The organism is Candidatus Magasanikbacteria bacterium RIFOXYB2_FULL_38_10 (assembly GCA_001783145.1).
Lineage (GTDB): Bacteria > Patescibacteriota > Patescibacteriia > Magasanikbacterales > UBA10003 > GWC2-40-17.
This window is the reverse complement of sequence record MFQT01000013.1, coordinates 26,178-37,411: the sequence shown is the minus strand read 5'-3', so window position 1 is coordinate 37,411 and position 11,234 is coordinate 26,178. Positions and strand designations below refer to the sequence as shown.

10 protein-coding genes and 1 pseudogene are annotated in these 11,234 nt (G+C 36.0%); 10 read left to right on the top strand and 1 reads right to left on the bottom strand.

All coding sequences use genetic code 11. The features are described from left to right. From A2294_01805 to A2294_01790, 4 genes and pseudogenes are all read left to right on the top strand, one after another. Positions 1 to 524, top strand: a pseudogene (locus A2294_01805) (hypothetical protein). Positions 525 to 534: 10 nt separating this feature from the next. Next, on the top strand, positions 535 to 1,323 hold the full coding sequence (locus tag A2294_01800; GenBank protein ID OGH85593.1) for a hypothetical protein: 789 nt from the start codon (positions 535 to 537) through the stop codon (positions 1,321 to 1,323). Between the two features lies 1 nt (position 1,324). Continuing rightward, on the top strand, positions 1,325 to 2,281 hold the full coding sequence (locus tag A2294_01795) for a hypothetical protein (protein ID OGH85592.1): 957 nt from the start codon (positions 1,325 to 1,327) through the stop codon (positions 2,279 to 2,281). A 5-nt stretch (positions 2,282 to 2,286) separates the two neighbouring features. Next, positions 2,287 to 3,189, top strand: coding sequence for a hypothetical protein (locus A2294_01790; GenBank protein ID OGH85591.1), 903 nt, complete (start codon positions 2,287 to 2,289; stop codon positions 3,187 to 3,189). Positions 3,190 to 3,258: 69 nt separating this feature from the next. Here A2294_01790 and A2294_01785 read toward each other — a convergent pair whose 3' ends face one another. Next, positions 3,259 to 4,629, bottom strand: coding sequence for a hypothetical protein (locus A2294_01785; GenBank protein ID OGH85590.1), 1,371 nt, complete (start codon positions 4,627 to 4,629; stop codon positions 3,259 to 3,261). 110 nt (positions 4,630 to 4,739) lie between these two features. Between A2294_01785 and A2294_01780 the strand changes: the two genes are divergently transcribed. From A2294_01780 to A2294_01755, 6 genes are all read left to right on the top strand, one after another. Beyond that, positions 4,740 to 5,756, top strand: coding sequence for a hypothetical protein (locus A2294_01780; protein OGH85589.1), 1,017 nt, complete (start codon positions 4,740 to 4,742; stop codon positions 5,754 to 5,756). Positions 5,757 to 5,759: 3 nt separating this feature from the next. Then, a complete protein-coding gene (locus A2294_01775) occupies positions 5,760 to 6,428 on the top strand; it encodes a hypothetical protein (protein ID OGH85588.1) in 669 nt (222 codons plus the stop codon). 2 nt (positions 6,429 to 6,430) lie between these two features. After that, positions 6,431 to 6,763: a hypothetical protein gene (locus tag A2294_01770; GenBank protein OGH85587.1), complete on the top strand. Its 333-nt coding sequence runs from the start codon at positions 6,431 to 6,433 to the stop codon at positions 6,761 to 6,763. Positions 6,764 to 6,817: 54 nt separating this feature from the next. Next, on the top strand, positions 6,818 to 7,945 hold the full coding sequence (locus A2294_01765) for a hypothetical protein (protein ID OGH85586.1): 1,128 nt from the start codon (positions 6,818 to 6,820) through the stop codon (positions 7,943 to 7,945). 52 nt (positions 7,946 to 7,997) lie between these two features. After that, complete coding sequence (locus A2294_01760; GenBank protein ID OGH85585.1) at positions 7,998 to 8,798, top strand: hypothetical protein; 801 nt, start codon at positions 7,998 to 8,000, stop codon at positions 8,796 to 8,798. A 143-nt stretch (positions 8,799 to 8,941) separates the two neighbouring features. Continuing rightward, entirely contained in the window at positions 8,942 to 11,029 is a 2,088-nt protein-coding gene (locus A2294_01755) for a ribonucleoside triphosphate reductase (GenBank protein ID OGH85584.1), read from the top strand. Positions 11,030 to 11,234 lie beyond the last annotated feature (205 nt).

The following is an 11,234-nucleotide window of genomic DNA, read 5'->3' as shown; positions in this document are numbered from 1 at the left end:
CGCATCAACTGCAAACAGCAGGACAAAATGCCGTTTTGATTAATGAGACTTATTTAGCTAATCGTCGACAGTTGGAATTATTTATTGGTCGGGCGGAAAAAGAGGCTCAATTTGATTGGAGGGATAAAACAATTGCGGTCCTTGGTTTGGCTTTTAAACAGGATACTAATGATATTCGTAATTCACCCAGTATTGATGTGGTTAATTTTTTGTTAGAAAAATCGGTCAAAAAGATAAAATTATTTGATCCTGCGGCCAGTGAAAATTTTGAAAGAATTTTTCCTTCATCAGAAAAAATTAAATATTTTAAAACTGAAGATGAAACAATTGAAGATACAGATTTGATAGTACTGGCTACTGATTGGCCGCAATTTAGAAATTTATTTGATAGTTTAGTTAAATTAAAAACTAGACCATTAATATTGGATGGTCGGCGAATTTTGGAGGGTTCATTTGAAGAATTACAAAAAAATGGCTTTAATGTAATAGCAGTTGGTAGTCCTTTGTTGAGAAGTAAAAAATAAATAAAATGTTATGAATCAAGAAAAGATAGGCATTGTGGGGGTAGGTATGGTTGGAGGATCTTTGTCACGATATTTTCAGGAAATAAAGAAAATAGATCCAATTTTGTTTGATCCCCCCAAAGGATTTAATGATGTAGAAAAATTAAATCAAGCCGATATTGTTTTTATTTGTGTCCCCACTCCTTATAATGAAGTAAGTTGTAGTTTTGATAATAAACATTTAGATGAAGCCTTTGAGGTGTTGCAAGGACAAAAAATAGTAGTCATCAAATCTACTGTTTTACCAGGCACCACCGCTGAGTATCAAAAAAAATTTCCTCAGCATAAAATTTTATTCAATCCAGAGTTTTTAACGGAGGTAACAGCTGATTATGATACTAAAAATCCTCATAGACAAATATTGGGAGTGACAGACCAAAGTAATAATGTGGCAGAAAAAGTTTTGGCTCTTTTAGCCAAAGCCCCGTTTGAGAAAATAATAAAAGCAGAAGAAGCTGAATTGGTTAAGTATTATAATAATTGTTTTTATGCTCTTAAGGTTGCTTTTGTTAACCAAATTTATGATCTTTGTCAGAAATTAAATGTTAATTATGATGTTGTTAAAGATTGCGCCAAAGCCGAGCCGATGATGGGAACAAATCATTTTGAAGTATTTCATAAGGGTTTTAGGGGGTATGGAGGTAAATGTTTACCCAAAGATGTCCGTTCCTTAATAAAATTAGGCGATGAAATTGGAGTAAATTTGAGTTTATTGAAAACAGCCGAAGCTTATAATAATATCTTTGGCAAAAATAAATAATATGAAATATTTGATTACGGGCGGAGCTGGGTTTATTGGCTCGCATGTTGCCGAGGCCTTAATTTGGCGCGGTGATGAGGTTGTTATAATTGATAATTTTAATGATTATTATAGTCCATTGTATAAAAGGCGTAATATTGAGAATTTTAAAAATAATCCGCGAGCGGTGGTGGTAGAAGGTGATATTTGTGATTCAAAATCAATCAATTCAATTTTTGAAAAAAATAAGGTTGAGTCTGTCATTCATTTAGCTGCTAGGGCCGGTGTGCGTCCTTCTATTGAAGATCCTTTGTTGTATGAGAAAGTAAATGTTGGTGGAACTTATTTATTATTTAATAGTATGCGTCGTTATGGGGTAAATAAAATTGTTTTGGCTTCCAGCTCTTCGGTTTATGGCAATCAAACAAAAGTTCCTTTTTCGGAAACCGATTGTGTGGATTTTCCAATTTCTCCTTATGCCGCCACTAAAAAATCTTGTGAGGAAATAGCCTATACTTTTAATAAAATAGCGGGAATTAAAAGTGTCTGTTTGCGTTTTTTTACAGTTTACGGTGAACGCGGCCGCCCGGATATGGCTCCCTGGTTGTTTATTGAATCTATTTTAAATAATCAGAAAATAAAAGTATTTGGTGATGGTTTAGTCAAACGAGACTATACCTATGTAGGAGATGTCGTAGAAGGTATTTTGTCTGCTTTAGATAAACTTAACAAGTTTCAATGTGAGATAATTAATTTGGGAAATGGTAAGCCTATAATTTTAAAGAATTTTATTGAAACAGTTGAAAGGATAACAGGTTTAAAGGCAAATCAGGAAATTTTGCCTCAACAGTTAGGAGATGTCTTTCAAACTCACGCAGATATAACTAAGGCTCAAAATCTTTTGGGATACCAACCTAAAGTTTCTTTAGAAGAGGGTTTGAGTAAATTTTTTATATGGTATAAAAAAAATATTAATTAATTTTTATGGCAAAAGTTTTAGTTACCGGTGGCGCTGGATTTATTGGCTCACATTTGGTGGATAAATTGATTGAAGAAAAAAATGAGGTTGTTGTAATTGATGATCTTAGTTTAGGTAAACAGGAATTTGTTAATCCCGCGGCTAGTTTTTATAAAATGGATATCCGCGATTTTTCTTCAATTAAAAATTTATTTGGAGGTTGCGAGGCGGTTTTTCATTTGGCGGCCGATCCGCGTTTACCGCTTTCTATTGAAAATCCTTTGCTGACTCACGAGATTAATGTGACAGGAACTTTAAATGTTTTAGAGGCTTGTAGAATGGCCAATGTTAAAAAAGTTATTTTTTCTTCTTCCTGTGCTGTTTATGGAGATCAAGTTTTACCTATTAGTGAAAAAAATGAGCCAAATCCTAAAAGTCCTTATGGGCTGCATAAGCTAATTGGTGAAGAATATATGCGTTTATATTCTGATCTTTTTGGACTAAAGACTGTGTCCTTGCGTTATTTTAACGTCTACGGACCTCGTAAAACTGCTGAGGGTGGTTATCCAATGGTTATACCGATTTTTTTAAAACAAAAAAAAGAAGGAAAAAAATTAACAATTGTTGGCGATGGAGAACAGACACGTGATTACATAAACGTTAAAGATGTGGTTTTGGCCAATTTGATTGTTTGGAATTCTAATCTTAAGAGTGGCGAGTGTCTAAATATAGGATCGGGTAAACAAACTAGTGTTAATAAAATAGCTGAAGTAATTGGTGGTGAAAGAGAAAATATCCCTCCTCGTTCCGGAGAAATGCGTTTTATTGAAGCTGATATTTCTAAAGCTAAGGAATTATTAGGCTGGTCGCCCACTATAAAATTAGAAGAAGGTATTGTTGAACTTAAAAAAGAATGGGCATTGGAATAAATAATTTTTGAACATTTTTAAAACAAAAAGCCGCCGATTGGCGCTTTTTTGTTTTGTCTTTTTAAATTTTTATCTCCCCGTCCTTTTAATAATAGCGTTAATTGTTTTGAGAATTGTAAGGGCGTCTAGCAGTAGGGAGCGATTCTTAATATAAAATAAATCATACTGCAATTTTATTAAATTACCTTCTAAAGAATCGGTATATTTATAATTAGCCTGCGCCCAGCCGGTGAGGCCCGGTTTAACTAAATGTCTGGCATTGTAGTAAGGCATTATTTTTTGCAATTCAGCTACAAATTCCGGGCGTTCTGGTCTGGGGCCAATAAAACTCATTTCATTTCTTAAAATGTTTAAAGCTTGAGGTAACTCATCCAAACGCAGGGTGCGTAAAATTTTGCCCGTTTTAGTCACTCGCGCATCATGGGCGGTGGTAAATTGCGGCCCATTTTTTTCCGCATCCTGAATCATGCTGCGAAATTTGTAGATATAAAATATTCGCCCATCTCTTCCTATGCGCATTTGTTTATAAAATACAGATCCTTTGTCAGTTAGTTTTATCAGTAAGGTTATAGGGATAAAAAATAAGCCAAAAGGGATAATCATTAAAATTCCTAAAAGAATATCCGCCCATCTTTTAATTGTCTCGTAAGCATTTTTTTCTGGATTTTTAAGATTTTCCAAAAACCAACCTTGGGACAAGGCAGACAAAGGAACGCGGTGGGTAACATTTTCGTAAAAAGTGTCTAAGCTGTGAATGTTGAGCCTGGACAAGATAGCTTCATATAAAATATGACCAATTTTTTCTTTCAATTCACTTGAAACTAAAATGATTGTGTCTATCTTTTTATTTTTGACAAATTCCAATAAATTTTCAGTACTGTTTAAAATTTCAATGTTGCTGGGAAGAGAAGATGTTAAATTTTGTTCTTCTAAATTCAGAACGGCAACCGTTTCGTAACCTAATTGGGAATTATTGTGAAAGGTGCTGATCAGTTCCTGTGCTTCTTTGGAAAGTCCTAAAAAAATTAAACGACTGCGGAAGGCAGTGGTACTTAACAAATAATGCGCCAGCAAACGCCATAAAATAAAAAAAATCAAGTAAAGACCGGTAAAGATTAAGAGTACGGTTTTAGGGCTTAATTGTTGAATGTTTAAAATATAAAAAAAGCCGATTGTTAAAAGAAAGTTTATTATTAAACTTGTGGCAAAAGATCCAAAAAACAGTAAACTATTTTTGGTTTTGCGTAAATCGTAAAGGCCACTGACGTAAAATACCGCCAACCATAAAAAGAAAATTAGTGTAAAAGTTGGCCAATGTTTACCCCACAGTTCTATTCGTGGATCTTTTTGAAATCTTAGGGCCAGAGACAAAAATAAAGCCAAATAAAGACCGCAAATGTCACCTGCTATTAGTAAAAGTTGTTTAAAATTAGTGTTCATAGCTGTCTTAAAAATATCATAAGAAAGCTAAAAAAGCAAGTCTTGACTGGACAGAAGACACTTTAATTTGATAAAATATAAGCATATATTTAGATTAAAAATATAAAATTATGTCCAAAACTCCCATTTTTGGTAAAAAAAATGTTTTAGTCACCGGCGGAGCAGGCTTTATCGGTTCTCATCTTTGCGAGGCATTGCTTAGGAATAATAAGGTAATTTGTCTGGATGATTTTTCTAACAGCCATGTGGAAAATATAGAACATCTTTTAAAAGATCCGGATTTTGAGTTTGTCAGGATAAATATCAATAACCCCTTTAATTTGGAAGATTTGCCCGAATTGGAAAAATTTAAAATAAAATTTCAAGGCATTCAAGAAATTTATCATTTAGCCTGTCCCACCTCTGCCAAAAATTTTGATCAATTTAAATTAGAAACCCTCTTATCTAACAGCCTGGGTATGCGGCAAGTTTTGGATTTGGCCGTTAAATACAATTCCAAGATTGTTTTTGGGTCCAGCTCTGTAATTTATGGCCCGCGCCGCAATGACACGGATAAGATAAAAGAAAGCGAATGGGGGACGGTGGATAATTTAAGCCCGCGTTCCTGTTACGATGAAGGTAAGCGTTTTGCCGAAACCATGTGCGTTACCTATTCTCAAATTTATAATTTAGACGTTAGAATTGCGCGTATTTTTAGAACTTATGGCCCGCGTTTAAAATTATTTGACGGACAAATGATTACGGATTTTATTGTTGATGCTTTGCGTGGCAATGACGTGGTGATTTATGGCGACGAGACATTTTCTTCTTCTTTGACTTATGTGGGCGATATTTTAGACGGACTAACAAAATTAATGGAAGCTTATAAAGTCAGCGGACCTGTCAATTTGGGAGCGGAAAATGTCTATCTTTTAAAGGACGTGGCGGAGTTTATTATTAAATCGGTTAATTCTAGCTCTCAAATAAGATTTGAAAAACCATTGGTTTTCATTACCTCTTTGGGTTTGCCCAATATTGATCGCGCCAAAGAAGAATTAGGCTGGTTTCCCGTGGTATCTTTGGAAGAGGGGTTGAAAAAAACCATTGATTACACTGTTGCTCATGAAAAGATGGTGGGAGCCGAATAATTTATGAGAATTGCCGTAGTAATTCCAGCCTTTAATGAGGAAAAGAGAATTGGTGAAACAGTAAGGGGTATTTCGGCTTTGTATCCAGAATATCAGATAGTAGTTATTGATGATGGGTCTGCTGATAGAACTGTTCTAAAAGCCAAGGAAGCGGGGGCGCAGGTTTTACAGCATCTAATAAATCGTGGCCAAGGTGCGGCTTTGCAAACAGGAACCACTTACGCTTTAAACCAAGGCGCGGATATAATAGTTCATTTTGATGCAGACGGCCAGTTTGAGGCCAAGGAAATTGAGGTTATGCTCCAGCCAGTTTTAAAAGGCGAGGCTGACGTTGTTTTAGGTTCGCGTTTTTTATCTCAAAAAAATAGTGTGCCCTGGAGTAAGAAAAAAATCATTTTACCTCTGGGACGCCTGGTTAATTTTTTATTTACCGGTTGCTGGCTTAGTGACGCGCATAATGGTTTTAGGGTTCTTACTTATCGCGCCGCCCTGGTTTTAGATTTAAAACAGGATCGTATGGCTCATAATTCGGAAATTATTAGATTTATTGCGGAAAATAAATTACCTTTTGTAGAAAAAGGAATAACTGTTTTTTATCATCATTATGGTCAGCGTTTCAGCGGAGGTTTAAAAATCATTAAAGATTTATTATTGGCTAAATTTCTTAAATAAGTATGTTAATTCAAATTATTCTTTCTTTATTTGTAATTTTTGCCTTGATTAAAACAACGCAAAAATTTAAAAGCAAAGAAATTTCTTTGATAGCTTTGTTTTTTTGGGTCTTATTTTGGCTAGTGGTTGTTTTGGTTGTCTGGCGCCCCGGTCTTTCCACGGAACTCGCTAATTTTTTGGGAGTGGGTCGCGGAGCCGATCTTTTGTTTTATTTTTCCATCGCCCTGCTTTTTTATTTAATTTTTAGGATGACTGTTAAAATGGAAAAAATGGAACGGAATATTACAAAAATAGTTAGAGAGATTAGTTTGGGTCAAGGAGCCAAAGATAAATAAAAAGAGCGAAATCGGTTTAGTGCGTTAGGATTGGATTAAACAAACCAAGAGATTATGAGAATTTTGTTTGTTTCACCGGTTTTTAAACCATATTCGGCGGGTATTGGCCGGGTGGTAGAAAATGAGGCCAAAGGTTTAAGTAGGTCTGGTTTTGAAATAAATATTTTGACCCCGTTGTATAACCAAAGATGGATTCAGGAAGAAAAAAATAATGCTTACGCAATACGACGCGTTAAGCCTTTGCGGCAATTGGGCAATGCCGCTTTAATTAAGAATTGGCCACGAGAAGATTTTGATTTAATCCATTTGCATTATCCGTTTATTGGGGGGGTGCGCGCAACTTTAAAATTAAAGAAAAAGACCGGTCAACCTTTGGTAGTTACTTATCATATGGATTTATTACAGGATGGATTCAAAGGTCTTTTTTTCAAAATTTATTCCCGGCTGACTTTGCCAAAAATTTTACAAGCGGCGGATAAAATTATTGTCAGCAGTTTAGATTACGCCCAAAATAGCGCTTTGGCACCATTCTTTTTAAAATATCAGGGTAAAATTATAGAAATTCCTTTTGGCGTAGAAGAAAGTGGCAAATATTTAAATAAAGAAGATACGCGTCGTGAGCTTGATTTAAGTTTATCTTTAAAAGTTATTTTGTTTGTAGGCGCTTTAGATAAGGCCCATTATTTTAAAGGTTTGCCCATTTTATTTAAAGCTTTACAATTGCTTAAAAATCAAACTGATTTTAGATTGGTGATTATAGGCAAAGGAGAAAGGCGGGAATTTTATCAAAATTTGGCCAAGAAAGAAGGAGTCCAAGATAAGGTTATATTTAAAGGTTTTGTTTCGGATGAAGATTTGATAAAATATTACCAGTCTGCAGATTTATTGGTTTTGCCGTCAAGCGGCAAGTCTGAGGCTTATGGCATGGTTTTGTTAGAAGCGCAAAGCCAGGGTTTACCGGTTTTGGCATCTGATCTTCCGGGGGTCAGAAAACAGGTGGCTCCACGGAGTGTTGGCGTTTTTCCTGTTGGAGATTTTAGAAAAACGGCTTATGTCTTAAGAGACTTTTTTGAAAAAGATAAAGTTGATAGAGCATCTATTAAAAAATGGATTTTAGAAAATCGCAGCGCCAATTTAGAAATTAAAAAACTTTCAGATCTTTATAAAACCCTTGCGCGCTAATCAGTATTTAGATATAATTAAATAACAAAAATAATTTAAATAAATTTAATCTATGTGCATTGATGAATTAAAAAAGTCATTCAACAGTTTGTCTCCAACCACCAGCTTTTTAGTTGGTTTTATTCTGGCTCTTTTAATTTTATTTTCCATTGGTTTTTTTGTCCTTTTGGGTTTAGCCGTAAAGAGTAATGCTTCTTGGGTTGAAGAAAAAACAGACAAAGCCTCTGCTCAGAATGAAAATAAAATAGCCAATAATGATGGGGCGGCAGGTCAACCCGGCAGTTTGACAGAACCCGCGGGAATTGTGGCGCCCCTTACTAAGAAAGATCATGTCCGCGGATCCGAAAATGCCGCTCTTACTTTAATTGAATATTCTGATTTTGAGTGTCCTTACTGCAAAAAATTTCATGTTACTATGCAGCAGTTAATGGATGAGTATAAAGGAAAAATTAAATGGGCTTATCGTCATTACCCTTTAAGCTTTCATGCTAATGCCCAAAAAGAAGCCGAAGCGACTGAATGTGCCTATTATTTGGGTGGTCAGGATAAATTCTGGCAGTTTGCCGACGCCCTTTACGAGCGCACCACTTCTAACGGTACTGGTTTTGCTTTAACGGATTTGCCCAAACTTGCCATGGAACTTGGTTTGGATAAAAAAGCTTTCAGTGCCTGTTTAGATGGGGGGAAATATGCGGATTTTGTAAAGACTTCCTTAAGCGAGGGGAGCGCGGCCGGGGTATCCGGAACTCCTGGTACAATTTTGATAGATGCCAAAGGTAATAAAGAATTGATAGCTGGTGCTTATTCCATAGAACTCATGAAACAAATAATTGATAGTGCTTTGAAGCAGTAAAGTTAGCTCAAAAAGTCGTCCTGAAAGAGGGCGACTTTTTGATAAAGAAAAAGTTATCCACATTTGAAACACAACATCTTGTGGTATAATCATATAAGGCAACACAACTAATAGTTTTTTAAAAAATTTAATTTAATTGATTTATGACCGCCGCCAAAGTAAATAAAATAACCCAAATAAGAAAACGCGATGACAGAATTGTCCCGTTTGAAGAAGGGAAGCTTGTTAAAGCGATTCTTTTATCTTTAGAGGCTACTCAAGAAATTGAGAGTCCTAAAAAAAGAATCAAGATAGCTGGAAAGGTGGCGGAAGAAATTTTAAATACTCTTAATAAAAGGTTTCATGCCCGGTCTATTCCGGCCGTAGAAGAAGTTCAGGACATTGTAGAAGAAGAATTGGGCAAAGCCAAGCTTTTTAAAACTGCTAAGGCTTACATTTTGTATCGCGATCAGCGCGCCAAAGTTAGAGATATGCAGACTTTAATCAATTCCGATGAATTGATTGATGGGTATCTAAACCAATTAGACTGGCGCGTTAAAGAAAACAGCAACATGTCTTATTCTTTGCAAGGATTAAATAATCATGTTGCTTCGGCAGTGAGTTCTCATTATTGGCTTAATCGCATTTATCCTCAAGAAGTGCGCGATACTCATTCTAGCGGTGATTTGCATTTGCATGATTTACAACTGCTTTCCGCTTATTGTTGCGGTTGGGATTTAAAAGAGCTTTTGATTCAAGGTTTTGGCGGTGTTTCGGGAAAAATAGAATCCAAACCGCCTAAGCATTTTCGCACGGCCTTAGGACAGCTGGTGAACTTTTTTTATACTTTGCAGGGTGAAACGGCCGGCGCTCAAGCCGTTTCCAGTTTTGATACTTTGCTTGCTCCTTTCATCCGTTTTGATAAACTTTCTTATGACGATGTAAAACAAGGATTGCAAGAATTTTTGTTTAACATGAATGTGCCAACGCGTGTTGGTTTTCAAACTCCTTTTACCAACATCACCATGGATCTGCTTCCCGGTAAATATATGGCAGATGAGGCTGTGATTATTGGCGGCGTTCCCCAAAAGGAAACTTACAAGGATTTTCAACCGGAAATAGACACGTTGAATAGGGCTTTTGCCGAGATAATGTTAGAGGGCGATGCCAAGGGTCGTGTTTTTACTTTTCCTATTCCCACCTACAATATTACCAAAGATTTTAATTGGGAAAATCCTGTTTTGGAACCTGTTTGGTTGATGACTGCCAAATATGGCATTCCTTATTTTTCCAATTTTATCAATTCCGACATGAAACCGGAGGATGCTCGTTCTATGTGTTGTCGTTTGCGTCTTGATAATCGTGAATTACGCAAAAAAGGTGGCGGTTTATTTGGCGCTAATCCTTTAACCGGTTCCATTGGTGTGGTTACTATCAATTTGCCACGTATCGGCTATCTTTCTAAATCCAAAGAAGAATTATTTAATCGCTTGTCTCGTTTAATGGACATTGCCAAAACATCTTTAGAAATCAAACGTCAGGCAATTGAAAAATTTACCGAACAAGGCTTGTATCCTTATTCTAAGCATTATCTTGGTGGCATTAAAGAAAGGTTTGGCCAGTATTGGAAAAATCATTTTAACACCATTGGCATTAATGGCATGAATGAAATGGCTTTGAACTTTTTAGGTGAAGATAAAAATTTAATCACTGTTGAAGGACAGGAATTTGCCAAAGAGGTTTTAGATTTTATGCGTCAGAGAATGGGTACCTATCAAGAAGAAACCAATAATTTATATAATTTGGAGGCTACGCCGGCTGAAGGTACGGCTTATAGGTTTGCCCGTAAAGATAAAGAATTATATCCGGGAATACTTTGTGCCAACGAAGAAGCTTACCGCAAGGGTAAAGCTGATCCTTACTATACCAATTCCAGTCATTTACCGGTTGGTTTTACAGATGATATATTTGAGGCTCTGCGTCTGCAAGATCCTTTGCAAACGCGCTACACCGGCGGTACTGTTTTGCATGGTTTTATTGGTGAAATGCTACCCAGTGCTGAAGCCACCAAACAATTAGTTAAAAAAATTGCCGAGAATTTTCATCTACCATATTACACCATTACCCCCACCTTTAGTGTTTGTCCTAAACATGGCTATTTGGCCGGTGAACATCAATTTTGTCCCAGATGTGATGAAGAAATAGGTTATACCGATTATGTTTCTAAAAAACAACCAGCCTTAATTAATTAATGAGCCTAAGCTCTTAAAAATATGCAAGAATCTAATAGTGATTCATCCTTGAGGAGGCAACCATGCGAGGTCTACTCCAGGGTAGTTGGGTATTTGCGTCCTGTTGCTCAATGGAATAAGGGAAAACAGGCGGAATTTTACGATCGACAGGAATATGATAAGCAATTGCCTGATTGCGGTTGCTAAAATTATGGTTTTTAAAAAG